At 67.3% G+C, this 26,397-nt stretch carries 25 protein-coding genes; 6 read left to right on the top strand and 19 right to left on the bottom strand.

The annotated features are described in order from the left end of the window. Positions 1–16: 16 nt before the first annotated feature. The 4 genes from guaD to xdhA are packed head-to-tail and all read right to left on the bottom strand — an operon-like array spanning position 17 to position 6,304. A complete protein-coding gene (gene guaD / locus QM748_RS08995) occupies positions 17–1,327 on the bottom strand; it encodes a guanine deaminase (protein ID WP_415246647.1) in 1,311 nt (436 codons plus the stop codon). A 58-nt stretch (positions 1,328–1,385) separates the two neighbouring features. Beyond that, complete coding sequence (gene xdhC, locus QM748_RS08990; protein WP_415246646.1) at positions 1,386–2,432, bottom strand: xanthine dehydrogenase accessory protein XdhC; 1,047 nt, start codon at positions 2,430–2,432, stop codon at positions 1,386–1,388. Next, complete coding sequence (gene xdhB, locus QM748_RS08985; protein ID WP_415246645.1) at positions 2,429–4,795, bottom strand: xanthine dehydrogenase molybdopterin binding subunit; 2,367 nt, start codon at positions 4,793–4,795, stop codon at positions 2,429–2,431. Before xdhB ends, xdhC begins: the two co-directional genes overlap by 4 nt. A gap of 9 nt (positions 4,796–4,804) precedes the next feature. Further along, complete coding sequence (gene xdhA / locus QM748_RS08980; RefSeq protein ID WP_415246644.1) at positions 4,805–6,304, bottom strand: xanthine dehydrogenase small subunit; 1,500 nt, start codon at positions 6,302–6,304, stop codon at positions 4,805–4,807. 395 nt (positions 6,305–6,699) lie between these two features. Here xdhA and QM748_RS08975 point away from each other — a divergent pair, with 395 nt between their 5' ends. Continuing rightward, a complete protein-coding gene (locus QM748_RS08975; RefSeq protein ID WP_415246643.1) occupies positions 6,700–7,455 on the top strand; it encodes a GntR family transcriptional regulator in 756 nt (251 codons plus the stop codon). Between the two features lie 242 nt (positions 7,456–7,697). Continuing rightward, positions 7,698–9,047: an NCS2 family permease gene (locus QM748_RS08970; RefSeq protein WP_415246642.1), complete on the top strand. Its 1,350-nt coding sequence runs from the start codon at positions 7,698–7,700 to the stop codon at positions 9,045–9,047. A gap of 3 nt (positions 9,048–9,050) precedes the next feature. Here the strand turns inward: QM748_RS08970 and QM748_RS08965 are convergent, their stop codons facing one another. From QM748_RS08965 to uraH, 8 genes are all read right to left on the bottom strand, one after another. After that, complete coding sequence (locus QM748_RS08965) at positions 9,051–9,902, bottom strand: alpha/beta hydrolase family protein (protein WP_415246641.1); 852 nt, start codon at positions 9,900–9,902, stop codon at positions 9,051–9,053. Between the two features lie 46 nt (positions 9,903–9,948). Next, a complete protein-coding gene (locus QM748_RS08960; RefSeq protein WP_415246640.1) occupies positions 9,949–10,953 on the bottom strand; it encodes a helix-turn-helix domain-containing protein in 1,005 nt (334 codons plus the stop codon). Between the two features lie 252 nt (positions 10,954–11,205). After that, complete coding sequence (locus QM748_RS08955; RefSeq protein ID WP_415246639.1) at positions 11,206–11,721, bottom strand: ureidoglycolate lyase; 516 nt, start codon at positions 11,719–11,721, stop codon at positions 11,206–11,208. A gap of 84 nt (positions 11,722–11,805) precedes the next feature. After that, on the bottom strand, positions 11,806–12,849 hold the full coding sequence (gene alc / locus QM748_RS08950) for an allantoicase (protein ID WP_415246638.1): 1,044 nt from the start codon (positions 12,847–12,849) through the stop codon (positions 11,806–11,808). 75 nt (positions 12,850–12,924) lie between these two features. Further along, complete coding sequence (gene puuE, locus QM748_RS08945; RefSeq protein WP_415246637.1) at positions 12,925–13,863, bottom strand: allantoinase PuuE; 939 nt, start codon at positions 13,861–13,863, stop codon at positions 12,925–12,927. A 24-nt stretch (positions 13,864–13,887) separates the two neighbouring features. Then, the gene (gene uraD, locus QM748_RS08940) at positions 13,888–14,439 is read right to left on the bottom strand and encodes a 2-oxo-4-hydroxy-4-carboxy-5-ureidoimidazoline decarboxylase (protein ID WP_415246636.1); all 552 of its coding nucleotides are present in this window, start codon (positions 14,437–14,439) and stop codon (positions 13,888–13,890) included. 69 nt (positions 14,440–14,508) lie between these two features. Beyond that, positions 14,509–15,702 (bottom strand): urate hydroxylase PuuD, encoded by a 1,194-nt coding sequence (locus QM748_RS08935; protein ID WP_415246635.1) that lies wholly within the window; start codon positions 15,700–15,702, stop codon positions 14,509–14,511. A gap of 66 nt (positions 15,703–15,768) precedes the next feature. Next, positions 15,769–16,119 (bottom strand): hydroxyisourate hydrolase, encoded by a 351-nt coding sequence (gene uraH, locus QM748_RS08930; RefSeq protein ID WP_415246634.1) that lies wholly within the window; start codon positions 16,117–16,119, stop codon positions 15,769–15,771. A 158-nt stretch (positions 16,120–16,277) separates the two neighbouring features. Between uraH and QM748_RS08925 the strand changes: the two genes are divergently transcribed. Together QM748_RS08925 and QM748_RS08920 are read left to right on the top strand one after the other, a co-directional pair. Beyond that, entirely contained in the window at positions 16,278–17,213 is a 936-nt protein-coding gene (locus QM748_RS08925; RefSeq protein ID WP_415246633.1) for a LysR family transcriptional regulator, read from the top strand. Between the two features lie 117 nt (positions 17,214–17,330). Continuing rightward, positions 17,331–18,350, top strand: a complete 1,020-nt coding sequence (locus QM748_RS08920; protein ID WP_415246632.1) for a hypothetical protein — start codon at positions 17,331–17,333, stop codon at positions 18,348–18,350. 65 nt (positions 18,351–18,415) lie between these two features. Here QM748_RS08920 and QM748_RS08915 read toward each other — a convergent pair whose 3' ends face one another. From QM748_RS08915 to QM748_RS08885, 7 genes are all read right to left on the bottom strand, one after another. After that, complete coding sequence (locus QM748_RS08915) at positions 18,416–18,889, bottom strand: universal stress protein (protein ID WP_415246631.1); 474 nt, start codon at positions 18,887–18,889, stop codon at positions 18,416–18,418. Positions 18,890–19,050: 161 nt separating this feature from the next. After that, entirely contained in the window at positions 19,051–19,539 is a 489-nt protein-coding gene (gene nikR / locus QM748_RS08910) for a nickel-responsive transcriptional regulator NikR (protein WP_415246630.1), read from the bottom strand. A 17-nt stretch (positions 19,540–19,556) separates the two neighbouring features. After that, positions 19,557–20,207, bottom strand: a complete 651-nt coding sequence (locus tag QM748_RS08905; protein WP_415246629.1) for an energy-coupling factor ABC transporter ATP-binding protein — start codon at positions 20,205–20,207, stop codon at positions 19,557–19,559. Beyond that, a complete protein-coding gene (locus QM748_RS08900) occupies positions 20,204–20,827 on the bottom strand; it encodes an energy-coupling factor transporter transmembrane component T family protein (protein WP_415246628.1) in 624 nt (207 codons plus the stop codon). Before QM748_RS08900 ends, QM748_RS08905 begins: the two co-directional genes overlap by 4 nt. Further along, on the bottom strand, positions 20,824–21,441 hold the full coding sequence (gene cbiM / locus QM748_RS08895) for a cobalt transporter CbiM (protein ID WP_415246627.1): 618 nt from the start codon (positions 21,439–21,441) through the stop codon (positions 20,824–20,826). Before cbiM ends, QM748_RS08900 begins: the two co-directional genes overlap by 4 nt. After that, the gene (locus tag QM748_RS08890) at positions 21,438–21,683 is read right to left on the bottom strand and encodes a hypothetical protein (RefSeq protein ID WP_415246626.1); all 246 of its coding nucleotides are present in this window, start codon (positions 21,681–21,683) and stop codon (positions 21,438–21,440) included. The genes cbiM and QM748_RS08890 overlap by 4 nt, the downstream gene beginning before the upstream one ends. A gap of 240 nt (positions 21,684–21,923) precedes the next feature. Then, positions 21,924–22,655: a DUF4198 domain-containing protein gene (locus tag QM748_RS08885; RefSeq protein ID WP_415246625.1), complete on the bottom strand. Its 732-nt coding sequence runs from the start codon at positions 22,653–22,655 to the stop codon at positions 21,924–21,926. A 478-nt stretch (positions 22,656–23,133) separates the two neighbouring features. On the opposite strand from QM748_RS08885, the gene QM748_RS08880 reads away from it, so the two are divergent. After that, positions 23,134–24,312, top strand: coding sequence for an FIST signal transduction protein (locus QM748_RS08880; protein WP_415246624.1), 1,179 nt, complete (start codon positions 23,134–23,136; stop codon positions 24,310–24,312). A 12-nt stretch (positions 24,313–24,324) separates the two neighbouring features. After that, a complete protein-coding gene (locus tag QM748_RS08875) occupies positions 24,325–26,235 on the top strand; it encodes a putative bifunctional diguanylate cyclase/phosphodiesterase (protein WP_415246623.1) in 1,911 nt (636 codons plus the stop codon). Positions 26,236–26,397 lie beyond the last annotated feature (162 nt).

Below are 26,397 nucleotides of genomic sequence, written 5' to 3'. Positions count from 1 at the left end.
CAGGCTGCAAGCAAGCTCAACCGGGGCGCTGCCAGACGGCTTTGCCGAGCACATGGGTGGCCGCGACGGTGCGATCGTCCCCCAGCATCATCAGCACGAACAGGCGCTCGTCCAGCGTCTGCGCGGCCTGCATGCGGCGCGCCAGCAGCGGCGTGGCGGCTGGGTCGAGGACGACGAAATCGGCTTCCTTGCCGGGCAGGAAGTTGCCGATGCGCTCGTCCAGGTAGAGGCTGTGCGCGCCGCCCAGGGTGGCGAGGTGGAAGGCGCTGGCGGCCGACAGTTTCTGGCTCTTGAGCTGCAGCACCTTGTAGGCCTCGTTCAGCGTCTGCAGCATCGAGAAGCTGGTGCCGGCGCCGACGTCGGTGCCGATGCCGACGCGCAGGCCCATTTCGCGAGCGCGGTCGAGATCGAACAGGCCGGAGCCGAGGAAGAGGTTGGAGGTCGGGCAGAAGCTGATCGCGGTGCCGGTGTCGGCCATGCGCTGGCGGTCGGTGTCGTCGAGCCAGATGCAGTGGGCGTAGACCGAGCGCTCGCCGAGCTGGCCGAAGCGGTCGTAGACATCCAGGTAGCTGCGCGCCTCGGGGTAGAGTTCGGCGACCCAGGCGACTTCGCCCTGGTTCTCGGCGACGTGGGATTGCAGGTAGAGCCCGGGGTGCTCGGCGTACAGGCGGCCAGCGAGTGTCATCTGCTCGGGCGTCGAGGTCGCGGCGAAGCGCGGCGTGACGGCGTACTGCAGGCGGTCGCGGCCGTGCCAACGTTCGATCAGGGCTTTCGATTCGGCGTAGCCGCTTTCGGCGGTGTCGCGCAGGAAATCCGGGCAGTGGCGATCCATCATCACCTTGCCCGAGATCATCCGCATGCGCCGCTTCAGCGCGGCTTCGAACAGCGCGTCGACCGATGTCGGATGCACGGTGGCGAAGGCAAGGGCGGTAGTGGTGCCGTTGCGCAGCAACTCGTCACAGAAGAATTCGGCGACGGCCTGCGCATGTGCCGGATCGGCGAAGCGGGCTTCGGCAGGGAAGGTGTATTTCTCCAGCCAGGCCAGCAACTGCTCGCCGTGGCTGGCGATGATGTCGGTCTGGGCGTAGTGGATGTGGGTGTCAACGAAGCCGGGCATGATCAGCTTGCCGCGGTAGTCGGTCACCGGCAGGTCGGCCGGCAGGCGGGTCAGCAGCTCGGCGGCGGGGCCGACTTCGGCGACGTGGCCGTCGCGGATCAGCAGCAGGCCGTCGGCGAAGTGTTCGATGGCGGCCTCGCCGTGGCTGGCGGGGTCGGCGAGGAAGTGCAGGATCTCGCCGCGGACGGCGTGCAGGTCGGCAGAGTTCATGTCGGGCAGGCTCGGAAAGGCGTTCGGAACGGGGCGGCAGGCAAGGCGGATATCGTCGTCATGCCGCGCGGTGGCGTTGTGCGGGACGTGCGGCGAGCGAAGCGCCGCGCAGCTGCAGCACCTCGGCGGCGATTGCGATGGCGATGACTTCGGGCTCCTTGCCGGCGAGGCCGGGGGCGCCGATTGGGCAGTGCAGGCGGGCGATCGCCTGTTCGCCGTAACCGCGTGCGCGCAGGCGCTGCTCGAAGCTGGTCCGCTTGCTCTGCGAACCGATCAGGCCGCAGAAGCGGAAATCGTTGCGATCGAGGATGGCGCGCACCAGGTCGAAATCCAGCGCGTGGCTGTGGGTCAGCACCAGGAAGATCGCGTCGGCCGGGGCTGCGCGCACTTCGGCTTCGGGTACGTCGGTGCAGCACACTTCGACGTTGTCCGCGACCGTGGCGGGGAATTCCTCTTCGCGGCTATCGACCCAGCGCACCCGCATCGGCAGGCGGCCGAAGACTTCGGCCAGGGCGCGGCCGACGTGGCCGGCGCCGAACAGCACGACCTGAAGTTCCGGCGGCAGGCTGACGTCGAGCAGTGCATCGGCGCGGCCAACGGTTTCTCCCGCCAGCAGCGCGGCGCTGTCGGCAGTGCCGGCGAGCAGGCTGCGGGCGCGCTCGGTGAGCCGTGCATCGTCGAGCAGCTCGGCCGCTTCTTCGCCGAACACACGGACGCTGCCATCGGTCAGGGAGACGAGGCGGCCCCAGGGGCGCCCTGCGGCAGTGCGTGTCCGCGCTGCTTCGACCCATTCGCGCTGCGCTGAGCCGACTGGCTCGAAGGTGAGCTGCATCACACCGCCGCAGCACTGGCCGACGCTGGCGCCGAGCGGAAAGCGTACCAGGCTGGGCAGCTCGGCGCCGTCGGCCAGGAGCTGGCGGGCGAGGGCGATCGCGCGCAGCTCGAGCTGGCCGCCGCCGATGGTGCCGTGGCAGGCGTCGGCGCCGACGATCATGCGGGTGCCGGGCGCGCGCGGCGTCGAGCCGCGGGTGGCGGCGACGGTCACGAGCACGGCCGGGATCCCATTGGCCACCGACTGTGCGAGCCGTTCGATCCAGGTCGTCATGGCTGGATCTCCTTGCTGCAGGCTGCCTGAACGCAGGCCGCCTGCACCGCTTCGACTGCATCGAGGATCGCCTCGGGCGTCGCCGGCGCACGCAGCGGCGGATTGGTCCGGCCGTCGCCGGCTGCGGCGACGGCGTCGCGGATCGCCAGCAGCACCGAGAAGGGCAGCAGCAGCGGCGGCTCGCCGACGGCCTTCGAGCGCAGGATGGTGTCTTCGTGGTTGCGGTTGCGGAACAGGCGGGTGTGGAACTCGGCCGGGCAGTCGTGGGTGGCGGGGATCTTGTAGGTCGAGGGCGCGTGGGTCATCAGCCGGCCGTCCTTGTTCCACCACAGTTCCTCGGTCGTCAGCCAGCCCATGCCCTGGATGAAAGCGCCTTCGACCTGGCCGATGTCGATCGCCGGATTGATCGAGTTGCCGGCGTCGTGCAGCAGGTCGGCGCGTTGCAGCCGCCATTCGCCGGTCAGTGTGTCGACCAGCACCTCGGACACCGCGGCGCCGTAGGCGAAGTAGTAGAAGGGGCGGCCGGTCAGGGTATTGCGATCCCAGCTCAGCCCGGGCGTCGCGTAGAAGCCTTCCGACCACAGCTGCACGCGGGCCTGGTAGGCCTGCATCACCAGTTCGGCGAAGGGCAATGTGGTGTCGCCGATTTCCACCTGGCCGTTGGTGAAACGCACCGCGCCGGCATCGATACTCCCGCCGCCGTATGTGTTGGCGGCGAATTCGGCCAGGCGCAGGCGAATGCGGCGGGCGGCATCCTCGGCCGCCTTGCCGTTGAGGTCGGCGCCGGTGGAGGCAGCGGTGGCCGAGGTGTTGGCGACCTTGCTGGTGTCGGCGGCGGTGGCGCGCACCTGCGCCAGCGGGATGCCGAGCTCGTTGGCGACGACCTGGCAGACCTTGGTGTTGAGGCCCTGGCCCATCTCGGTGCCGCCGTGGTTCACCAGCACCGAGCCGTCGGTGTAGATGTGCACCAGCGCGCCGGCCTGGTTGAAGTGGGCGACGTTGAAGGAGATGCCGAACTTCAGCGGCGTCAGCGCCAGGCCCTTTTTCAGCACTGGGCTGCCCGCGTTGAAGGCGGCGATCTCGCGCCGGCGTTCGCGGTAGTTGCTGCCGGCTTCGAGTTCGGCCACCAGTTCGTGGATCACATTGTCCTCGACGCGCTGGCCGTAGGGGGTGAGGTCGCGGCCCTCGTCGCCGTAGAAGTTGAGCTTGCGCACGTCGAGCGGGTCGCGGCCGAGTTCGCGGGCGATGCTGTCGATGATGTATTCGATCGCGATCGCTCCCTGCGGTCCGCCGAAGCCGCGGAAGGCGGTGTTCGACTGGGTGTTGGTGCGGGCGCAGAGCGCGCGGATGTCGACGTCGGACAGGTAGTAGGTATTGTCGAAGTGGCAGATCGCGCGCGTCGCCACCGGCCCCGACAGGTCGGCCGAAAAGCCGGCGCGCGCGGTCATCTCGATGCGGGCGGCGAGGATGCGGCCGTCGTCGTCGAAGCCGACTTCATAGTCGTAGTGGAAGTCGTGGCGCTTGCCGGTGATCATCATGTCGTCGTCGCGGTCGGGGCGCAGCTTGACCGGGCGGCGCAGGCGCCAGGCGGCCAGCGCGGCGACGCAGGCGAACAAGGCCGACTGCGATTCCTTGCCGCCGAAGCCACCGCCCATGCGCCGCATCTCGACGACAACCTGGTTCGCCGCCAGGCCCAGCGCATGGCTGACGACGTGCTGCATCTCGGTCGGGTGCTGGGTCGAGCACCACAGGTGGATGCAGCCGTCCTCGCGCGGCGCGGCATACGAGATCTGGCCTTCGAGGTAGAACTGTTCCTGGCCGCCGACCTGCCACTTGCCGGCGAGCCGGCGCGGCGCGGTCGCGAGGCGGGCGGCGGGTTCGCCGCGCACCAGCTGCATCGGCGGCAGCACGAGGCTGTTCTGCTGCATCGCCTGCTGCGGATCGAGCACGGCGGGCAGCGGCTCGTAGACCACTTCGGCGCGGCGGGCGGCGCGGCGCGCGAGTTCGTGAGTCTGCGCGATCACGGCGAAGATCGGCTGGCCGACGTAGTGCACGACGCCGTCGGCAAGGATGGGATCGTCGTGGATGATCGGTCCGCAGTCGTTGCTGCCGGGTATGTCGGCGGCGGTGAGCACCGCGATGACGCCCGGCATGACCCGCACGGCGTCGAGGCCGAGCGAGACGATGCGCGCATGGGCCTGGGTCGACAGGCCCAGCGCGGCATGGGCCGTGCCGGCGAGTTCGCGGATGTCGTCCACATAAGTGGCTTCGCCGCTGACGTGCAGGTGGGCCGATTCGTGCGGGTGGCCGTGGTGCGCGGCCGGGACGGCCTGCGCTTCCTGGGGGAGAGTTTCGGCTTTCATCGGACGGCCTCAGGGCTGGGCGGCGAAGGTGTCGAAGGCGGCGAACACGCGTGTCTGCCGGGTATCGAGCGGGGCCTCGGCACGGGTCTCGAGGTGGAAGCGGCGCAGCAGGTTGGCAGCCGCGCGGCGGCGGTAGCCGGCGCTGGCACGCAGGTCGCCGAGCGGTGCGTAGTCCTGGTCCAGCGCCTGCAGGGCGTCGGCCAGCGCGGCTTCGTCCCAGCGCCGGCCATCGAGTGCCGCTTCGGTGCGCGTGGCGCGCCGCGAGGTCGCCGCCATGCCGCCGAAGGCGATGCGCGGGGCACGGATGACGCCGTCCTCCAGCTGCAGCGCAAAGGCCGCGCACACGGCCGAGATGTCGGAGTCGAAACGCTTCGACAGTTTCCAGCTGCGGAAGCGCAGCGCCGGTGTGCGCAAGGGCACTTCGACCGCCTCGACGATCTCGTCTGCGGCGAGGTCCTTCTTCATGTAGTCGAGGTAGAAGGCTTCGAGCGGCAGCGTGCGGCGGCCTTGCATGCCGTGCAGCACGACGCGGGCGCCGAGGGCGATCAGCGCCGGCGCCGAATCGCCGATCGGCGAGCCGTTGGCGATGTTGCCGCCGAGCGTGCCGGCATTGCGCACCGGCAGCGAGGCGAAGCGTTCCCACAGCTCGCCCAGTTCCGGATAGTGCCGGCACAGCGCAGCGTAGGCGTCGCTCAGCGACACTGCCGCGCCGATGCGCAGGAAGCCGTCCTGCTCGCGGACATGTTGCAATTCTCCGACCCGGCCGATGTGGATCAGGTCGCCGACGTCGCGGAACTGCTTGTTCACCCACAGGCCGATGTCGGTACAGCCGGCGAGCAGGGTGGCCCTGGGTTTGCCGTTGCGCAGCGCGACGAGTTCGGCCAGTGTGCGGGGGGCGTGGAAATGCTGCTCGCCGGCGGCATAGTCGAACTCGGCGCTGCGGCGCAGCGCGAGCAAGGCGGTGCGCACGGCCTCGCGGTCCAGGCTCTGTTCGGGCAGCTCGAACATGCGCTCGCCGGCTTCGATGATCGGCCGGTAGCCGGTGCAGCGGCACAGGTTGCCGGTCAGCTGGCTGCGGATGCGCGCGGCATCGGGGCGCTCGCCGGCCGGGACGCAGTCGTTGTAGAGATCCCACAGCGACATCACGAAGCCGGGCGTGCAGAAGCCGCATTGCGAGCCGTGGCAGTCGACCATCGCCTGCTGCACCGGATGCAGGCTGCCGCTGGTCTGGCGGCGCAGGTATTCGACGGTGAACACGGCCTTGCCGTCGAGCGCCGGCACGAACTGGATGCAGGCATTGAGGCTGTGAAGCCGCAGCTCGTCTCCCTCGCCGCTCAGTTCGCCGACGACCACGGTACAGGCGCCGCAGTCGCCTTCGCCGCAACCTTCCTTGGTACCGGTCAGGCCGCCGTGGATGCGCAGCCAGCTCAGCAGGCTGGTGGTGGTGGCGACGCCGGAGACCTCGACCGGCTCGCCATTGAGCAGAAAGCGGATTGCATCTGCGCCCATTGTCTTCTCCAGTGTGGAGCATGTGCTGTGCAGGTCGACCCGCGAAAGGCGGAAGCGGTTGCACCTTGCCATGCCTGTGATTCTTGTCGGTGCCGGCAGGACGTACTGCGGCAGCGAGGCGATCTTGGTGATTGATTACATGATTGTCAACAATTTTGCAGCGGGATTTGCCGGATCCCTGTGGAGGCATCCCGGCGTGCATTCCGGGCGTAGGGCACGCATGGCTGCGGCTTGCACGCCGATTGCGCGGGGCCGATGCAGTGCTTGCGGTGGCGAAAGCGAAATGTGCGGAATCACGATCTCGTTATAATCCTTTCCCTTGCTGCGGCAAGGGCAGTGGGAGGGCAGGCGCGTGCAACAGGCGCGTGCGGCGGTGGCGCACAGGAGGAGACGCGGTGAGCGAGGCGGAGCAAGCGGGCGGTACGCGGGAAAGGGCGGCACGCCGGGCCGGCAAGGCGCCGTCTACCGAAGAGACCCAGCGCGTGTTCGAATCCCTGCGCAATGCGGTGCTCGACCAGCGCCTGCCGCCGGGCCTGCAGCTCAAGGAGCAGGCGCTTGCCGATGCCTTCGGCGTGAATCGCGCGGTGGTCCGCCAGGCGCTCGCCCGCCTGGAGGTCTATCGCCTGGTCACGCATGCGCCCAATCGTGGCGTGTTCGTCGCGCATCCATCCGCGGCCGAGGGGCGCGACCTGTTCACCGCCCGCCGCTACATCGAGGCGGCCATCGCCGAACTGGCGGTCGAGCGCCTGGCGGAAGCCGACATCGCGCGCTTGCGCGCGCTGGTGCGGCAGGAGCGGCAGGCCTACGAGGCCCAGGATGTACGCAAGGCGCTGCGATTGTCGGTCGATTTCCATCTGCAGCTCGCCGATGCCGTCGGCAATACCGTGCTGGCGTCCTTTCTCGACGAGATCGTGACCCGCATGCCGCTGGTCGTGCTTGCCCATCGCCGGGAGTCTCCGCCCGCCTGCATGCTCGACGACCACGAACAGATCCTCGATGCCATCGCTGCCGGCGATGCCGGCCGTGCCCGCGCGCTGATGATCGAGCATGTCGGCCACCTCGAGGGCCGGGTGTCGCTCGACCGCGGCACTCAGCAGGGCGATTCGGGAATCGCCCGCCTGCTGGGGCTGGAGGAAGGCTGCGGATCATGAAAGGGGCTGCAGCCCCTATGTTCAGTGGTTCATATGCAAAACATGATAAGCACTATCATGATTCCGGTATGGAAGGTGTGGGGGAGCGCTGCCTAGACTGCGAACGTCTTCGTTGCCAAAATTGTTAACAAACGTGCAGCGTCGGCCAGAGAATGCCCGGCTGGCAGTGCAGCCATAGCAGGCGTCCAGAAAACACCAACGAGAGCCGATGCGCAATTGCCGCCGGCACCGAGGAGACATCCATGCAACCCCAGACTTCGACCACGGCTGCCGAGCCCGCAACCCCGGCTCTTCCCGACAGCTGGCTGGAGCGCCGCTTCCGCCTGACCGAGCACGGCACCAACGTGCGCACCGAGCTGTTCGCCGGGCTGACGACTTTCGTCACGATGGCCTACATCATCTTCGTCAATCCGATGATCATGGCTGCCGCCGGCATGGACCACGGCGCCGCCTTCGTCGCCACCTGCATCGGTTCGGCGCTGAGCAGCCTGCTGATGGGCTTCTACGCCAACTGGCCGGTCGGCCTGGCGCCGGGCATGGGGCTCAACGCCTTCTTCACTTACACCGTGGTCGGCGAGATGGGCTACAGCTGGGAGGTGGCGCTGGGGGCGGTATTCCTGTCCGGCGTGCTGTTCATGGTGATCAGCTTCACCGGCCTGCGCCAGTGGCTGCTCGACAGCATCCCGCGCAGCCTGCGTTTCGCCATGGGGGCAGGCGTCGGGCTCTTCCTCGGCCTGATCGGGCTCAAGCTCGCCGGCATCGTCGTGCCCAGCGAAGCCACGCTGGTGACGATGGGGTCGATGCTTGAGCTGCCGGCGGCGCTCGCCGGGCTGTGCTTCCTGATGATCGGCGTGCTGAGCCACTTCAACGTGTTCGGCGCGATCCTGATCAGCATCCTGACGGTCACCTTCATCGGCTGGACCGCGGGCATCGTCGAGTACAGCGGCGTGGTGTCGATGCCGCCCAGCCTGGCGCCGACGCTGCTGGCGATGGACGTGGCCGGTGCTTTCGACGTGGCGATGATCAGCGTCATCCTCGCCTTCCTGTTCGTGAATCTGTTCGATACCGCCGGTACGCTGATGGGCGTGGCGCACCGCGCGAAGCTGGAGAAGCCCGACGGCAGCATCGAGAAGCTGTCCGAGGCGGTGAAGGTCGACAGCACCGCGAGCGTGCTCGGCGCCTGTGTCGGCTGCCCGCCGGTGACGAGCTACGTCGAGAGCTGCGCGGGCGTGGCCGCGGGCGGGCGTACCGGCCTGACCGCGATCGTCGTCGGTCTGCTGTTCCTGGTGGCGATGTTCTTCGCGCCGCTGGCGGGCATGATTCCGGGCTATGCCACCGCCGGCGCGCTGATCTACGTGGCGATGCTGATGAGCACCGGGCTGGCCCACATCGAGTGGGAAGATTTCACCGACACCATCCCGGCGGTCGTCACCGCGGTGATGATGCCGCTGACCTTCTCGATCGCCAACGGCATCGCGCTCGGTTTCGTCTGCTACGTCGTGCTGAAGTTCTTCACCGGGCAGTTCGAGCGCATCTCGCCCGCGCTGTACGTGCTGTTCGTGCTGTTCGTCGCCAAGTTCGTCTTCCTCTGAGTGCTATTCGGTGCCGGGTGTGGCGAACGAGTCAGCGACCCGCCGCCATAGGTCGGGCCATTCATCCGCCCAGCAACAGTGATGATCATGGCCCGGCAGTATCCATGCCTGCGTCCGTGCGGGGGCAGGCATGGCCGCCACGAATGCCTGGCCCAGACCTGGCGGAACGACGCGATCAGCCGCTCCCAGCAGGTGCACCTGCTCGACCCGTGCCAGCGCGGCAGCTTGTTCGATCGGGTTCAGCGAGTGGCGCAGGGGCTGCACGCGGTGATGGCGTGTCCAGGCCGCGTGGTCGAGGTTGCCGGCCACGGTGACCACCTGGCTGACGTCGTCGCGCCGTGCCGCGAGCAGCAGGGCCAGGGCAGCGCCCCCCGAGTAGCCGACCAGCACCAGCCGCTGTGCGCCGGCCCGGTTCTTCAGCTCGTCAATGGCCTGATCGAGGCTCGCCACGACCTCTTCGGCGAAGCGCGCGTCGGTCCAGTAGCGCCGCTCGCATGGCGCTTCGGCGGCACCCAGGTACTGGCAGGGGCGCGCCAGGTAGGCAGCGTTGCCTTGCGGGTGTGCCAGGGCCAGGCGCAAGGCGAGCGGATCGGACGGCGTCGGGTCGGCCGACGGCTGGCTGGAAGTGATCCAGGCCAGGCCGTCTCCTTCGAGGTAGAGCGTCAGGCGTTCCTGGCGGACGAAGCTGGCGGGCAGGAAGGCCCGCAAACGGAAAGGCCGGGTTTCGATCTGGACGGCTTGCCAGCCGCGGTCATGTGCCAGCGCGCCGGCGTGCCGACTGCGTGCTTCCGGCGTGGGCAGCGTGGAGCAGGCGCCCAGCGCCAGGGCCAGCATGCTGCACAGAATGCGGCTCATGGCTCGCATGTCATCCAGGAAACATCCTTGGCATGGGGGCGCAGTGTCAACTTGTGGCGCGGCGCAGGGTCTCGCTGGGCAGTTCGCCGAAGCGCTGCCGGTAGCGGTTGGCGAAGTCGCTGAAGTTGTCGAAGCCGCAGACCAGCGCGACCTGTGAAATGCGGGTCTCTCCGCTCGGACAGCTCAGCAGCTGGCGAGCCTTGTCCAGGCGCTGATCGCGCAGCCATTGCAGGGGGGATTGCCCGGTGCGTTTCCTGAACTCCTGCTGCAGCACACGTGCGGAGATACCGCTCATCGCTTCCAGGTCACTGAGGTTGAAGGGCCGGTCGAGATGGTCCTCCAGGTACTCGCACAGTTCCACGATGCGCGAATCCCGGGGTTTGACGATGGCCGGTTCGGCAGCCAACTGGTGCAGCACGCACTCTGGAAACATCATCATGACCATGATCCTGATGATGTTCTCACCGGGGGAGAAGTGTTTCAGCAGCTCCTGATTGCCATGCAACTGGTCGATGAAGCGGGTGACGTGCCGGATCATCTCCAGGAAGTCGATCACGCCATGCCGGGTTTCCAGCAGGCGCGGCCGATGAAGGTCCAGCGAAGCGAGCCTCTTTTCCTCGAGCATGCGGTGGGCGGTCGTCAGCAGGCGGCGCTCCGAGACGCTGAGCAGCAATACGGATTTGATGTGGCCTTCGGTGAAGCGTCTGCCAGGAGGGAAGAACAACGCCTGATGGGGGCTGGCAAGGGTGAAGCTGAATTTGTCCACCTGGCTCTTGAGGCTGCCGCTGATCGGGATGGCGATCGTGTAGTTCGGGTCGTAGACCCGCATCACGGTAGGCGAACTGGAAACGGCCAGCATGCAGAACTGGTCTTCGGCGTACGTGGTGGTGACGTGGCGAAAGCCGATGTCCGAAGGCAGGGCATCGAAATCGCTGACCCAGTTTGTGATGCTGCTGACCCGCTCCTGCATCTGGATCAGGTCATGGTCGATCGTGGAGCGCAGGCTTCCGAAAACGAGGGACGGCAGTTGTTTCTTGGTCGACTTCTTCATGGCCGTGGCGGTCCCGTTCGACGAGACTCTGGGGGCTGATGTCATTTCGCGCCGACAGCGGGATGCTTCATCGTGTCCGCGCGAAAATAAAGATGACATTGCCCTGTCGTGCCTGGAGATCGAGATGGGGGGCGATCAGGCAGGCGGGCAATGCCGAAGCCGAACTCTACTGGAAAAACCGGGCCTGGCGCGATGGCTTTTGGATTTCATCTGCTCCTGCGGGAAACGGGGTTGCTCTGCTCTCACTGCATGTCAAGGTGCCCTGTCGGCAATGATTCCGTGTTGTTCGAGCTTTATTTCGTCGCAGTTGTGCCCGATTCCTTTGCGGTCGATGACGATGAAGTCGCAGACGTCGTCGAGTGCGAGCAGCGGGTGGTGCCATACGCCGGTGGCGTAGTTGACGCCCTGGTCGTGCCGGGCGAGGAAGACCTTGAGGTCCTCGACGGCGGGCGGCTCGCCGGCCGGGGCGACGACGACGAGATAGGGCTTGCCGGACATGGGGATGAAGGCCTGGGAGGCGAGCGGATGGCGCTCCATCATCTGGACGGTGAAGGGCAGGCAGCGGGGCTGGCCGCGGAAGATGGAGACGATGACGCGGCCGTCGGGCCCGGGCTCGATGTTGGCCAGGTCGTGGTATCGCTCGGTGTTGCCGGCATTGATGGTGAAGTGCTGGACCGCGTCACAGGCCTCGATGACCTCGCCGAACGGGGCGAAAGCCTCGCGGGTGAGGGGCTGGACCTGGAGCGGGAAAGCTGTGGTCTCGGACATGGGTCGTTCTCGCGGGGAATGGAAGGACAAGGCCCGCCCCCGGGCGGGGGCGGGAAGGGCGTGCAGAAGGTGTTGCGTCGGGTTTTACCGGGCTTCGGGCTTGCCCCACAGGCGCAGTCGCGACACGCCGCCGTCGGGGAAGATGTTGAAGCGCACGTGGGTGATGGTCCCGAGCTTGGCGACCTGCTCGGTGAAGGTATGGATCGCATCCATCTCGAGCTTCTGCTCGGGCAGCAGGGTCTGCCAGAACATCGACTGGGTGGTGATGGAGCGGTCGGTGCCGCCGCTGACGTAGGCGGCCTGGACCGAGCAGCGGTCCGGGTAGTTGCCCTTGAAGAAGGCGGTATCGACCTCGATCCGCTCGACCGTGCCGGGGGCGCCCAGCTCGAGCACGCACCAGTCGTTGCCGGGCTCGCGGCGGCGGCGGGTCTCCCAGCCGTCGCCCATGTTCATGCCGCGCCCGGGCAGCAGCAGGGCGGCGGCGGATGAACCGAAGCTCGCATCGTTCCACGACACGGCGCGGCCGCCGTTCTCCATCGCCACCAGATCGACCAGCTCGCCGGCGGCGGCGGAAAGCGAACCGACCGGTCGGCCATAGACGCGCAGGCGGGCGATGCCGCCGTCCGGGTACATGTTCACGCGCAGGTGGGTCCAGGCCTCGGTGCTGGCGCACTCGAGGATGTGGTGGCTGTTGGGGCCGCAGGGGGTGGCGGGCAGGATCTCGGTCCAGGCGGCGGCCTTGAGGGTCTCGGCGTCGTCGGAATCGGAGACGCAGGCCTCGATGGAGACGGCGGGCGGGTAGTTGCCGGTGAAGTGGGAGGTATCGACATCGAAGCCGCGGATGAGGCCCTTGACGCCGAGCCGGACGATGGCCCAGTCATGGCCGGCGACGCGCTTGCGTCGGGACTCCCAGCCGTCCATCCACTTGCCGTTGGTGTCGAACTTGCCGGGGACGAACTGAGCGGGTTCGGGGTTGAGCATGCGGGAGACTTCGGCGAAGAAGTCGTCGGAGGTGGCGATCGCCTTGGCGCCGAGGCGTGGGTTGGCGAGATCGACCGAGCGCAGGGCCCAGTCGGGCAGGTCGGCGGGGGCGGCGAAAACAGGGGCGCCGGGAGTGTGGCTGGCCATATGAGACTCCTTTGGATTCAGTGGGTTGTGCGGGTTCCGCCGGCTGCATCGAGGCAGGGGCGGCTTCCGCGTGGATTATTTGGGCTGGTAAGGATGGTTCTCGATCCAGTGCCGGGCGACATCGACGCGCCGGCATACCCATACGCGGTCGTGCTTCTCGATGTGGTCGAGGAAGCGCTGCAGCGCCTTGAAGCGGCCCGGTCGGCCGAGCAGGCGGCAGTGCATGCCGATCGACATCATCGCCGGACGCTCCTCGCCTTCGGCATACATCACGTCGAAGGCATCGCGCAGGTATTCGAAGAACTCGTCGCCGTGCGAGAAGCCCTGCGGCAGCGCGAAGCGCATGTCGTTGGTGTCGAGGGTGTAGGGCACGACGAGGTGGGGCACGGTGTCGCCATTGGTCTTCTGCACCTCGGTCCAGAACGGCAGGTCGTCGCCGTAGTAGTCCGAGTCGTACAGGAAGCCGCCGTAGTCGGCGACTAGGCGCCGGGTGTTGGGCGAGTCGCGGCCGGTGTACCAGCCCAGCGCGCGTTCGCCGGTCAGGCGCTCGATGATCTCCATGCCGATGCGCATGTGCTCGCGCTCGATCTCTTCGGGAGTGTTCTGGTAGTGGATCCAGCGCCAGCCGTGGCAGGCGATCTCGTGGCCGAGTTCCTTGAATGCGGCGGTCAGTTCGGGGTGGCGTTCCAGCGCCATCGATACGCCGAAGATGGTCATCGGCAGGCCGCGGCGCTCGAACTCGCGCAGGAAGCGCCAGACGCCGACGCGCGAGCCGTACTCGTAGATGCCTTCCATCGACAGGTGGCGTTCGGGATAGCTGGCGGCGTTGAAGAGTTCGGAGAGGAACTGCTCGCTGCCGGGGTCGCCGTGCAGCACGCAGTTCTCCCCGCCTTCCTCGTAGTTGAGGACGAACTGGACGGCGATGCGGGCGCGGCCGGGCCAGTCGGCGTGGGGCGGGTTCTTGCCGTAGCCGATCAGGTCGCGGGGGTAGGGCGTAATGAGTTGCGAAGTCATCGGAGAGCCTCGTTCAACTGGTGTTCAGCCTTGGGCGGCGAACAGTGCATCCAGGCGGAAACGGGCAATTTTGCCGATTTCCTTCAGGCAGGTGCGGAATTCGGTATTGCGGTCGTTGGCGAGGCGGGCTTCGACGCCGTCCATGATCTGGTAGCGGGTCAGGCCCTTGACCGCGATCACGAAGGGGAAGCCGAAGCGTTCGCGGTAGGCCTTGTTCAGGTCGCGCAGGCGCTGCAGTTCTTCCTTGCTGCACTGGTCCAGGCCGGCGCCGCGCTGCTCGCCGGTCGAGGCGGTGGTCAGCGTGCCTTCCTCGGCTTCCTTGCCCGCCAGCTCCGGGTGGGCGCAGATCAGCGCGAGCTGTTCGGACTGGGCGGCGTTATCCACCACCAGGCACATCGCGGCGTGCAGTCCATCGACGCTGGTGAAGGGGCCGGCGCTCCAGGCGCGCTCGGCGATCCAGGGCGAATGTTCGAAGATGCCGTCGAGGCGGGTGACGAAGGCGTCCTGCGGCAGGCGTGACAGTTCGGCCAGCGCGGCGTCGGTGCCGGTCGCTGGAGAGGAGGTCTGGTTGGTCATTTGTCTCTTCCCTCGTGGGTGGAATGCCAGTCCGGGCACACGCGGGCGAAGTCCGCGCGTGCTGGATGTTCAGTTGGCGGTGGAGGCGCCCTGGGCGTGCCAGATGGCGACGGCCTCGCGCTCCTGGTCGGTGATCCCGGTCAGATTGCCGAGCGGCATGTAGCCGCTGGCGACGGTTTCGGCAATCTTGGCTGCGTGCTGGCCGACCTGTTCCGGCGTTTCGAGCATCACGCCCTTGGGTGCCTGCACGAAGCCTTCGTAGGTGGGCTTTTCAGCGTGACAGGTCACGCAGCGCTGGTTCATCACGTTCCGGATGGTGGAGAAGCTCACCTTCTCGCCGCTCGCATCGACCGGCTTCGGCGCCATCAGCACGATCAGCATCAGGATCAGCGCGGCACCTGCGGCGGGCAGCCACCACTTGACCTGGCCGCGGTGGCGCAGCACGAAGAACTGGCGGATCAGCACGCCGGCCATCATCATCACGCCGAGGATCAGCCAGCCGTTGGGGTTGGCATAGGTCATCGGGTAGTGGTTGCTGATCATGATGAACAGCACCGGCAGCGTGAAGTAGGTGTTATGCACCGAGCGCTGCTTGCCGACGATGCCGGGCATCGGATCGACCGCTTCGCCCTTGCGGATCTGCTCGACCATCTTCTTCTGCCCGGGAATGATGTGGAAGAAGACGTTGGCCGCCATCATCGTGCCGATCATCGCGCCGACGTGGATGTAGGCGCCGCGGGCCGAGAACACCTGGTGCAGCACGTAGTTGGCGATCATGATGAAGACGAACACGATCGTCACCAGCAGGCCGTCCTTGCCGACCATGTTGCGGCACAGGATGTCGTAGAACACCCAGCCGACCGCCAGGAAGGCGATCGAGATGCCGATGGCGGCAGCGGGGGTGAGCGCCATCACGTTGCTGTCGATCAGGTAGCTGGAAGCGCCGATCCAATACACGATGGCCAGCATGCCCATGCCGGACAGCCAGGTGCTGTAGGCCTCCCATTTCGACCAGTGCAGATCGTTGCTGAGCGGCTCATGCTTGGGGCCGGTGAGGTATTTCTGGCTGTGGTAGAAACCACCGCCGTGCACTGCCCACAGTTCGCCGAACACGCCGCGCTTGGTGGCTTCCGGGTCCTTCGGCGGCTTCAGCGCGTTGTCCAGCATGACGAAGTAGAAGGATGCGCCGATCCAGGCGATGCCTGCGATCAGGTGTACCCAGCGGACCAGCAGGTTGGCCCAGTCGAGCAGGTAGGCTTCCATGATCTCGTGTCTCTATGTAGTGGTTATGGTTGTCGGGGCGGGGCGGGGCGAGAGATCAGGAGGGGCTCAGCTGCCGCGATAGGTGGAATAGCTCCACGGCGACACCAGCAGCGGCACGTGGTAGTGCGCGCCGGTGTCGGCGATGCCGAAGCGCAGCGCGACTTCGTCGACGAACAGCGGCTCGGGCAGGTTCTGGCCCTGGGCGCGGAAATAGTCGCCGGCGCCGAAGATGATTTCGTACTTGCCGGCTTCGAGGGCGGCGCCTTCGAGCAGCGGCTGGTCACAGCGGCCATCGTGGTTGGTGACGGTGCGTGCCACTTCGCGGCGTTCGCCGTCGAGGCGATAGACGATGACGGAGATGCCCTGGCCGGGTTTGCCGTTGGCGGTGTCGAGTACGTGAGTGGTGAGGCGTCCCATGTCGAAAGCTCCTGATTCTGTACGGTGGAAGGGAGAGGAACGGGGTGAAACCTGGATCGTGTGAGACTCAGTGTAAGCCCGGCTTTTGTTAACGAAAGCGATATGTTTTTATAAGTCATATATCCTGTCGCTTATAAAACAACACGAGGAGGCCAATCATGACGCTGAGGCGCGGGGACGATCCGCTGGATACCTATCTGCTGCGAGTTTTCGTGCTGCTGATCGCCGAGCGCAGCGTGTCGCGCACGGCCTTGCGCATGAACCAGTCGCAGCCAGCCGTCAGCGCCGCGCTGAAGCGCCTGCGCGACATCCTGGGCGACCCGCTGCTGGTGCGAGAGAAGGGCGGCATGGTGCCGACCGAGCGCGCGCTGGCGCTGATGTCGCATGCCAAGGGGGCGCTGGCCGAGATCGATCGCATGGTCGATGCGCCGGAGTCCTTCGAGCCGCACACCACCCGCCACGAGTTCCGCATCGGTTCGCCCGACTATCTGGCGCCGATGTTCATGGCCAGCGTCGCCGAGCGCTTCCGCCGCGAAGCGCCGCAGGCGCGGCTGACGCTGCATGCGCTGGGGCCGAACTTCGATTTCGAGCGCTCGCTGGCCGAGGGCGATCTGGACGTCGTGATCGGCAACTGGCCGGAACCGCCGCATCGCATGCACCTGTCGATGCTGCTCGAGGACGAGATCGTCTGCCTGATGTCGGCCGGCCATCCGCTGGTGCGCAAGGGCATGTCGGTCGAGGACTACATGCGGGCCGCGCACGTGGTGCCGATGCCGTACTCGATCAGCCAGCGCGGCGTGATCGACAGCGTGCTGGCGTCGATGCGCATCAACCGCGACGAGCGCGTGGTGGCGCAGTCCTTCACCGCCGCCCCCTATCTGCTGCAGAACACCGACCTGGTGTTCACCACCACCCGGCACTTCGCCCAGTTCTACGCCAACCTGCTGAAACTGGCGATCGTGCCGTCGCCGATTCCCTTCCCGCCGATGCGCTTCTACCAGCTGTGGCACGAGCGCAATCATCATTCGACCGGCCACCGCTGGCTGCGCAGGCTGCTGTCCGACTGCGGCCGCCGCATCATGCCGTCAACGTAAGGGTGCAAGAGGCCGCGCCCAGCCAGGAAAAATATCCCTGCGGCAGCTCAAAAATTTCCGCTTTGTGCCGTTAACGCAGAGCAGTTTTTCGCCATCAAGAACCATGGAGCACATGGCATGACTTCTCCGCTGAGCCCCCAGGGTGTCTGGGCCAGGGCGGCATCCATCCGCGAACCCACCGGCGGCGCGCCGACGGTGGGTTCGCGTGTTGCCGACGCGGAGGCGAAACGCGTGGAAAGGGTTGTCGTGCCTTCCGTGTACGTCACCATCAGCAATGCCGCGAAGAAGCAGATGCAGGCTGCCCAGAGCCTGTCGGCGGCGTTCAGCAAGGGCGTCAACAGCATGCGCGAGGCACGCAAGGCTGGCGCGCGCGAGCGCATCGGACAGATCAAGCAGCGCATCGAGGTACTGAAGGAGCTGGTCGCCAAGATGGGCCCGCTGGTTTCCAAGGCCGTGCTGCGCGAGCTCAAGCAACTGGCCAGCGAGCTGAAGCAGGCTGCCGGCACCCTGAAGGAAGGCGGCGGTGGCGATGGCGGCTCGGCGGTGAACGTCGGCGGCGTGGTAGCTGCCGCGGAAGGCGCGCGCGAGCCTGCCGCAACATCCGGCGCAAGCGCCGATGCAGCGGGGGGCGCGAGCCAGACGGACGCTGTCGCGGCGGCGGCGCAGGTGGTCGCCGCCGCGCCGCCTGAAACGGCCGCCCCGGATGCGGATCAAGCCGGCCCGGAAGCGGAGAAACTGGCGGCCACTGCCGTGGCCGCCACCGCGGACGACGCAGAGCAGCTTTCCGCCGACGAGTCGGTGGATGGCGAGGAAGCCGCGCAGGAGGCCGCACAGCAGATACGCGGCGCCGCCGAGGAAAGCCGTGCCGAGCGCCAGCGAGAACTCAAGCAGCGTGAGGATGACGCCAGGCTGATCCAGGATGCGATCCGCGAGCTGAAGGCCCTGCTGGCGATGGTTCGCCACGCGGCGAAAAACGACAAGGAAGCGCGCAAGGACGCGGAAGCCATCGAGGCGATGATCCGCGACAGCGAGGACGCTGCCCGCGACCTGGACGGCGGGCTGCCTCCGATCGACGTCGCGGGCATCGACGCGGGTGCCGGCGCCGATGCGGCGGTCAGCGTGCCGGTTGCGCTCTGAGCGGGCGGCGGCACGTACTTACGTGCAGGCCGGAGCGCGCCGGCCTGCCGGGTAGCCAGGATGGATCAGCGGTCGATCGGCACCAGCACCACCGGCACGTCGGCCTTCATCGTCACCTTGTGGGCGACCGAGCCCAGCAGCAGTTCGCCGATCGTGCTGTGGCCGCGCGAACCAATGACGATCATGTCGGCCAGCACGTGCTTGGATACGTCCAGGATGCGGCGCGAGGCGTCGCCTTCGAGCGCGCGCACGCTGGCGAGCACGCCCTTGACGTCGAGATCCGGGTTGGCTTCGGCGAAGACGTCGATGCGGTGGCGCAGCAGGGCTTCGGCCTTCTTGTGGCCGGCCAGCTTGATCTCGTCCAGTTTCTCCGGCGTCAGGAAGTCGTCGTAGGGCAGGCTGGTCGAGGGCAGCGTGACGGTGATGGCGTGCAGCTTGGCGTTGAACTTCATCGCCAGGCCGACGGCGTGGTGGAACACCGCCGGTGAACGCGGAGTGAGGTCGGAGGCGTAAAGGATCGAACGGATTTCGTAGCTCATGCGAATCTCCCGATAGATGTTGTTCGGCCCTTGCGCGGCACCGCCGAGGCAGGCTGCCACGGCAGCGGATGGCCGATTCGTATGCTGGACCGAAGTGTAGTGGTGCCTGCGCCTCATCTGCCATGTCTTGCTTGATAGCGCTTATACGCGAATGCTGATGTTCAGCTGCGGGGGCGGTAGTGCACATGGCGGGGGCTGTGCGGATGCCCGTGGGAGTGCTCTTCGCCATGGGCATGTGCCGAGGCGCTGACCTCGACGCCGATCAGGTTCAGGCTGCCGTGGCGCACACCGCTTTCGGCCATGATCGATTCGGCGAAGCGGCGCACCGCGGTGCCCGGCCCGCGCAGGATCGCGCATTCGATGCAGTCGTCGTGGTCGAGATGGGCGTGCAGTGTGGACACCGTGAGATCGTGGTGCTCGTGCTGAAGCCGGGCCAGGCGTTCGGCAAGCGCGCGTTCGTGATGCCGGTAGAGGTAGCTCAACGTCGCCACGCATTCGCCGCCGGCCTCGTCGCGAAGGCGGCTCGATTCGAGTTCGCGGCGCAGCAGATCGCGCATCGCTTCCGAGCGGCTGCTGTAGCCGCGTTCGGCGATCAGGGCGTCGAAGGCGCCGGCCAGTTCCTTGTCGAGTGAAATGGTGATGCGTTCCATGGGTTGTCGGCGTGTCTTCAGATGTCGGTGGCAGGAGCGTCGAGGACGATGCGCCGGGTCGCGAGCGCCGTGACCAGGGGCTCGTCGTGCGAAGCGACGATCATCGGCAGTCCGCTGTCGGCCAGGATCGCGGTGATGCGCGCTGCGCTGGCGTCATCGAGCGCGGCAGTGGGTTCATCCAGCAGCAGCACCCGGGGCTGCATCGCCAGCACGCCGGCCAGTGCGGCGAGGCGCTGCTGGCCGCCGGACAATTCGTGCACCGGCCGCTGCGCCAGACCGGCGATGCCGACGCGCAGCAGCGCTTCCTGCGCCCGGGCGCGGGCAGCGGTCGCGCCCAGGCCCTGGTTGAGCGGACCGAACTCGGCGTCCTCGATCACCGTCGGGCCGAACAGCTGGTCGTTGCTGTCCTGGAACAGCATGCCCAGCGGGCCGCGCAGCGGTGCGAAATCGGACTCGCGGCGGCAGTCGCGGCCGAGCAGGCGGATGCTGCCGGAGGCCGCCGGCACGAAGCCGAGCAGCGCATGCAGCAGCGTGGATTTGCCCGCACCGCAGGGGCCGAGCACGAACAGGCGTTCGCCCGCGTGCAGCTCGAGGTCGAGGCCGCCGAGCACGCTGCGGCCGCGGCGCGCCACCGCCAGGCCGCGCACCTCGATCAGCGGCGTGTTCATGTGCGGAAACCGCGCGCGCGCATGGCGACTTCGACGCGCTCGGCCCGCAGCATGGCCTGCACCAGCAGCAGCGCCACCAGCTGGGCGCTGACCCGCAGCGTGCGGAGGTTCATGCCCGGGCGGAAGCCGCGCGCGCGCATCGCACGCTCGATCCGCCGGCGGCTGCCGGCGAGCAGGCCGAAGTAGCGCACCATCAGCGCCAGCAGCCGCGCCATGCGGGCCGGCAGGCCGAGCCCGGCGGCGGCGCGGCCGATGGCGAAGGAATCCAGGCCGTCGAGCAGCCCGAGGCAGAACAGTGCGATCGCGTTGGTGCGCAATGAAATCTGCAGCGCGAGTTCGCGTCCGGCGGCAGAGACGGTGATGCCGTCGGCACCGAGCTGCCAGGGCAGGCTCAGCCACAGCAAGGCGACGAAGCCATTGACCGCCAGCAGGCGGCGCAGCAGGCGCCAGCGATCGCTGCTGCGCCACAGCGCCGCTGCCATCACCGTCGCGCCGCATGCGACGGCGGCCAACAACCAGGCGTGGCTGGACAGCATCGAAATGGCCAGGTTGGCACCGACCGCCGCGGCCAGGCGCAGGCGCGGCCATCGCGGCGATGCGGGCATTGGCAGCGCGTTCATGACTGCACCGGTGCCAGCGACTGCGGCAGCATGCGCAGCAGCGCGGCCACGGTGAAGGCGCCGATCGCTGCATCCACCGCCATCACCGGCAGATGGGCGAGGCTGAACAGCACGATCAGCTCGCCGAAGCTGCGGCCGCCGGACATTGCCAGCAGGCTGCCGATCATCAGCACGGCGCCGCCGATGCCGATCACGCCGCTGGCTGCACCTGCCAGCATGGCCTGGCGCTGTGTCGCCGCCGGGCCGAGCTGGCCGCGCAGCAGGTAGTGTGCAGCAACACCGGGCAGCGCGACCGCCAGCAGATTGGCGCCGAGCACGGCGAAGCCGCCGAAGGAGAACAGCGCCGCTTGCAGCAGCAGCGCCACGCACAGTACCGGGAACACCGCCCAGCCCAGCAGCAGTCCGGCCAGGCCGTTGAGCACCAGATGCACGCTGCTCGGGCCGACCGGCACGTGGATGGTGCTGGCAACGAAGAAGGCCGCGCCGAGCAGCGCCGCCAGCGGCAGCCTGTCCTCGCGCAGGCTGCGCAGCCCGATTGCCACGCCGGCCGCCGACAGCGCGGCACTGGCAAGAAGCACTGGTGCGCCCAGGACGCCGTCTGCCAGATGCATCATGCCCTCCGCCGCGCCATGAACCAGGCGCTCAGTCCGGCCAGGCCGAGGATGTAGCCGATGCCGCCGAGAATATCCTGCAGGCGGATGCGCTGCTCGAGGCGCGCGATGTCCTCGCGCAGCAGGCGCAAGGCATCGGCGTCGGCTGCTGCCGCCGCTCCGCTCTCCACACGTAGCGCTTCGGCTTCGCTGCGGTGGCCTTCGTCGCCTTCGACCACCACCCGGTAGCGCGGCAGCGGCGGCACGCCGATGCGAAAGCGCCCGTCGGCGCTGCTGCTGCCCTGGGCCAGCGTCGCGCCGGTGGCGGGGTCGAGGATGTTCGACGAACAGGCCGGCAGCGGCCGTCTGGTCCGAGTAGCGGGCCTGGCCTACCACCGCCTCACCCTCGGCGTGGACGCTGAGCCACAGGCCATGGGCGAGCGCCGGGCCGGCGGCGAGCAGGGCGCTGCCGAGCAGGATGGCAGGGAGGGCGGCAAGGGCGTTCTTCATCGCTGCGGCTCCGCGTCGAAGCCGAGCAGGTATTCGATGGACAGCGTGGTGCAGCGCGGATCGCCTTTCACCTCGCTGCGCCGCCCCGCCCAGATGCGGTTGAAGCCCGCCTGCGGCACGATCGTGGCGAAGCCCTCGGCGTCGCTGACGGTGCCGGGGCCGCCTTCCTCGCCGGCCGCGACACCGACGCCTGCTGCCGGCTTGCCGTCGATCAGCACGCGCAGCTTCAGCGGCACGCCGGCGCGCGGCGCTGCAGTATCGGCAGGCACCAGTTCGAAGGGCTGGCCCCAGGCGCGGGTTGCGGCTTTGCTCCAGTGCGCGATGGTCTTGTGGTACTTCACCGCATGTACGCCGCTGGTGGCGCCGGGCACCTCGTTCATCGGCTTCTCGATGCTGCGCCCGCCTTCCGCCCGGCTCCAGATGCCGTTGTCGAAGCTCAGCAGCATCACCGCGGCATCGCCGTTGACGTGGGCCAGCACGCCGTCACCGGTTTCGCTGCGCGAGACCGGCAGCGCGTGGCCGTCGGCAGTGAATGCGTTCAATGGACCGACTTTGCTTGCGTCATAGGATTCGGTCCTGCCTTCGTGGCCGCCGAAGACGATGCGGTACGGCCCGGCGGAGGCCTCGCGTTCGAGCCAGACGGTGTGGGCCGGCGCATTTGTGCCGAGCGCCGCCAGCAGGGCAGCGAGAAGGATTCGGGTGAGGCGGGCGCGGTTCTTCATGGTCATGGTGCGGGTTCCGGAAAATCGAATTGCATGCCTGGGCGCCGCGTGGGTGTTGCGCTGGCGGTGTGGCCGGTGGTGTTCGGCGGGTGCGGCCTGCTCAGGCTCGGCACGGGTGCGCGAAACTCAGGCGATGCACCGGAACGGGGCGCTTGCGCACCGTTGCGATGCGTGCGGTCGGCTGCGGGCCCGGCGGGAGACGATGCATCGGCCACTGTCCGCTGGCGGAGTGCAGCGGGTTCGTATGAACTTGTTCATGGATCTTCATAACGATCCCTTTGAAGCAACCCGCATGCCAGCCAGCTCTGGCAGTGCCGTCCATGGCCCACGCTTGGCCGCCGCCGTGAGAAATGTACGCATTAAGGCCTGCTGGCGCGTGATACATTGAAAAAACCAAATCAAATATTCTGAAAGTCTGGGGACGGAGTCGCTCTTTATGGTGCAAGTGAGGTCCTATGTCTCTGCGGGCGATACGACCGCAGACGTGCTGTCGGAACTTTCGACGGCAATGGAAAGTGCGCCGATCGAGCCCGATTTTCTTTGTGTCTTCTATGGCTGCGTGCATGACGACGAGGCGATCTGGGCTTTCGTGCGTGACAGGTTTCCCGCTGCCGCGATACTCGGGGGGACTTCGTGCAGCGGCGTCATGAGCGAAGACGGCCTGGGAGGAGAGAATTCCATCGGGCTGCTGCTCGTCGAAGATCCGGATGGCGACTACGGTACGGCTGCCGTCCGGTTGAGGGGCGATGCTGCCGACTGCGCGGAACAGGCACTTCACGAAGCGCTGGCGGCGGCAGGCTGCGCCGGAGAGCTGCCGGAGCTGATATGGATCTACCAGGCGCCGGGGCAGGAAGAGGCCGTGCTGGACGGCCTTCGCCGCGTCGTCGGCGACCGCTGCCCGATAGTCGGCGGCAGCTCGGCGGACGATGACATCGTTGGCAAGTGGAGCCAGCTCGGACCCGCCGGGCTGATGAGCGACGGCCTGGTGGTCGGCGTGCTGTTCTCGTCCGGCGGCATTGGCTTCGCCTTCCAGGGCGGCTACGAGCCCAGCGGCGAGAGCGGGATCGTGACGCAGGTGGGCGACGGCGCCGCCGATGAAGGCGATACCGGCGCAAGCACCCGGGGGCGCCAGCTCGTCAGCATCGACGGGGAGCCGGCCGCCGAGGTCTATAACCGCTGGCTTGGCGGCGCGCTGGGCCGGAAGATCGCCAGCGGCGGCAACATCATGATCGACACGGCCATGTCCCCGGTCGGCGTCGAAGTCGGGAAGATCGGCGACATCTCCCACTATCTGCTGATCCACCCGAACCGGATCCTGGCGGATGGAAGCCTGGCGACCTTCGCCACGCTTGAGGAGGGCACGCGGCTCTTCGGCATGCGGGGCAACAGGGCGAACCTCGTCGAGCGCGCGGGCAAGGTCGCCGCTGCGGCTGCATCGACGCTGCCTGGCGGACCGGCCAGCCTGGCAGGCGGCCTGATCATCTACTGCGCGGGCTGCATGCTTGCCGTGGGCAACGAAATGCCGAAGGTGTCGCGCGCGGTCTCGTCGAGCTTCGACGGCGCGCCTTTCCTGGGCTGCTTCACGTTCGGCGAACAGGGCAGCATCCTGGGCAGGAATGCCCATGGCAACCTGATGATCTCGGCCATCGCCTTTGGAAAATGAGGGTGCGAGACGGTGACTGAAGATTCGGAAGGCCTGCGGGAAACGCTGGTCGACATGCGCAGGGAACTGGATATCCTGCGCATCGAGACGACGCACGCCAAGCTTCTGCTGAACGCGCTGGAGGCGATGCTCGGCGCGAATGGCGACGACGACCCGTTCGACGGCGTCTTCGCTGCCCTGATGCCGGTCTTCGAGTTCTCCCATGCGATCGTCCTCGTCGAGCCGGGCGAGGGGTGTGAACAACTGGAATGCATCGCGTCGAGCCATCCGGTGGCGATCGGTTCGATCTGGCCTGCCGGCAAGCTGTTCCGGAAGGCGCTCTCCGGGCGCATCATTTCCACGGTGCCGGGTGTGGGGGGCGATGCCTGGCCGGCGGAGCTGACGCCGGAAATCTCGTGCGACCAGCCGGCGCTCTATTTTCCCCTGGCGGTCCCCGGCAGCCGCGGCCTGATGATCCTGTTGCGCAGCCTGGACCAGGCTGGTTTCGATCGGTCGCACGTCGCGCTCGCGCGCAAGTTCTCGCTGCTGGCTTCGCATGCCTTCGCCGCCCGCCAGGCCAGCCTGAGCAAGGCGGAAAGCCGGCGCCTGAAGGATCTGGCCGAAGAGCTGGAGGCAAGTCAGGAGGCGCTGCGTTTCCGCGCCAACCACGACCAGCTCACGGGGCTGCCGAACCGGGCCTACGTCCGAGAACTCGTCGATCAGATGATCGGGCGCAAGCAATGGGGCGGGCCGGACAGCGAGTCGAACCAATTGGCGCTGGCCTTCATCGATCTCGACGAGTTCAAGCGGGTCAACGACATGCATGGCCACGTGGTGGGAGACGTGCTGCTGCAGGAGATCGCCCGCCGTGTGCAGGCCGAGATCAGGCGTACCGACGTTTTCGGCCGCATCAGTGGCGACGAGTTCGTCATCGTGCTCGATCCCGCGGGCGAGCAGAGCGGTGTCGCCCGGATCGTCGAGCGCATCCTGGACCGCATCAGGCAGCCGCTGTCGGTCGAGGGGGCGCAGATCAAGCCGTCGGCATCGATCGGGATCGCGTTCTATCCGGAGCACGGCAGGGACTACGAAACGCTGCGACGCCACGCTGACCTGGCCATGTATCAGGCCAAGACCTCGGCCAAAGGCCGCCTGTCGTTCTTCACCCGCGACCTGGGGCGCGAAGCGGACGATCGGCTGATTCTCGAGCAGCGCATCAAGGAGGCTGTCGCCGCCGGTGAGTTCCGCTGTGCGCTGCAGCAGAAAATCAGCATCAGAACCGGGTGCGTCGTCGGCTTCGAGGCGCTGGCACGCTGGGTCGATGCAGAAGGCGTCGTCCATGGGCCGGGCCATTTTCTGCCGACTGCCTCGCGGCTCGGCCTGCTGGACGAAATCTCGGCGCAGGTGATGGTGGATCTGCTGCAGAACCTGCCGCTCCTCGACGCCAGGTTCGGATCGGACATCAGGTACAGCGTCAACGTGTCTCCAGCGCAGACGACCAGCATCCCATTCATGCAGACGCTGCTCCGGCAGCTTTCCGACTCGGGGCAGGCAGGGCGCTTCATCCTGGAACTGACGGAAGAGTCCTTCGCCGCGACCGGCCCCTTCCAGACCCATGTGCTGCCCGCGTTGCGCAACGTCGGCGTGGCCATTTCGATCGATGACTTCGGGACCGGCTATTCGTCTCTGGCAAAGCTGGCGGAGCTGACCGTCGACGAGCTCAAGCTCGACCGCTCGCTGGTATCGTCGATTCATCAGCGGCCGCGCAACCAGATCATCCTGCGTGCGGTGGAGTCGCTCGGCGCGGCGCTCAACATGTCGATCGTTGCCGAAGGAATCGAGACCGCTGAAGAAAACGGCTATCTCCTGGAGCAGACGAGCATCACCATCGGCCAGGGGTTCCTGCATCACAGGCCGCAACTGCTTGTCGATCTGCTCGGCTGCTGAGCCGAGTCCCCGGCTACCCCCTGCAGCATCGCTACCCCTCCCATTCCTGCTGCGCTGAGGCCTGCCCGGCAGAGCTCATGCAGCGGATGCCCCCAGGCTCGCTCCGGGCGAGCGCGCAAGAATGTATTTCGCATTTCATGACTTGATATTGAAAATGACAAT

This window comes from Thauera sp., from assembly GCF_047601425.1.
Taxonomy (GTDB): Bacteria; Pseudomonadota; Gammaproteobacteria; order Burkholderiales; family Rhodocyclaceae; genus Thauera.
This window is presented reverse-complemented; position numbering and strand designations above follow the sequence as displayed.

Excerpts from the sequence above, each read along its gene's own strand:
- xdhC (WP_415246646.1), bottom strand. The coding sequence starts at position 2,432 with ATGACGACCTGGATCGAACGGCTCGCACAGTCGGTGGCCAATGGGATC.
- xdhA (WP_415246644.1), bottom strand. The coding sequence starts at position 6,304 with ATGGGCGCAGATGCAATCCGCTTTCTGCTCAATGGCGAGCCGGTCGAG.
- QM748_RS08960 (WP_415246640.1), bottom strand. The coding sequence starts at position 10,953 with ATGAAGAAGTCGACCAAGAAACAACTGCCGTCCCTCGTTTTCGGAAGC.
- alc (WP_415246638.1), bottom strand. The coding sequence starts at position 12,849 with ATGGCCAGCCACACTCCCGGCGCCCCTGTTTTCGCCGCCCCCGCCGAC.
- cbiM (WP_415246627.1), bottom strand. The coding sequence starts at position 21,441 with ATGATGCATCTGGCAGACGGCGTCCTGGGCGCACCAGTGCTTCTTGCC.
- QM748_RS08935 (WP_415246635.1), bottom strand. The coding sequence starts at position 15,702 with ATGGAAGCCTACCTGCTCGACTGGGCCAACCTGCTGGTCCGCTGGGTA.
- puuE (WP_415246637.1), bottom strand. The coding sequence starts at position 13,863 with ATGACTTCGCAACTCATTACGCCCTACCCCCGCGACCTGATCGGCTAC.
- nikR (WP_415246630.1), bottom strand. The coding sequence starts at position 19,539 with ATGGAACGCATCACCATTTCACTCGACAAGGAACTGGCCGGCGCCTTC.
- xdhB (WP_415246645.1), bottom strand. The coding sequence starts at position 4,795 with ATGAAAGCCGAAACTCTCCCCCAGGAAGCGCAGGCCGTCCCGGCCGCG.
- QM748_RS08920 (WP_415246632.1), top strand. The coding sequence starts at position 17,331 with ATGACTTCTCCGCTGAGCCCCCAGGGTGTCTGGGCCAGGGCGGCATCC.
- QM748_RS08915 (WP_415246631.1), bottom strand. The coding sequence starts at position 18,889 with ATGAGCTACGAAATCCGTTCGATCCTTTACGCCTCCGACCTCACTCCG.
- QM748_RS08955 (WP_415246639.1), bottom strand. The coding sequence starts at position 11,721 with ATGTCCGAGACCACAGCTTTCCCGCTCCAGGTCCAGCCCCTCACCCGC.
- QM748_RS08900 (WP_415246628.1), bottom strand. The coding sequence starts at position 20,827 with ATGAACGCGCTGCCAATGCCCGCATCGCCGCGATGGCCGCGCCTGCGC.
- QM748_RS08905 (WP_415246629.1), bottom strand. The coding sequence starts at position 20,207 with ATGAACACGCCGCTGATCGAGGTGCGCGGCCTGGCGGTGGCGCGCCGC.
- QM748_RS08925 (WP_415246633.1), top strand. The coding sequence starts at position 16,278 with ATGACGCTGAGGCGCGGGGACGATCCGCTGGATACCTATCTGCTGCGA.
- guaD (WP_415246647.1), bottom strand. The coding sequence starts at position 1,327 with ATGAACTCTGCCGACCTGCACGCCGTCCGCGGCGAGATCCTGCACTTC.
- uraH (WP_415246634.1), bottom strand. The coding sequence starts at position 16,119 with ATGGGACGCCTCACCACTCACGTACTCGACACCGCCAACGGCAAACCC.
- QM748_RS08885 (WP_415246625.1), bottom strand. The coding sequence starts at position 22,655 with ATGACCATGAAGAACCGCGCCCGCCTCACCCGAATCCTTCTCGCTGCC.
- QM748_RS08970 (WP_415246642.1), top strand. The coding sequence starts at position 7,698 with ATGCAACCCCAGACTTCGACCACGGCTGCCGAGCCCGCAACCCCGGCT.
- QM748_RS08965 (WP_415246641.1), bottom strand. The coding sequence starts at position 9,902 with ATGAGCCGCATTCTGTGCAGCATGCTGGCCCTGGCGCTGGGCGCCTGC.
- uraD (WP_415246636.1), bottom strand. The coding sequence starts at position 14,439 with ATGACCAACCAGACCTCCTCTCCAGCGACCGGCACCGACGCCGCGCTG.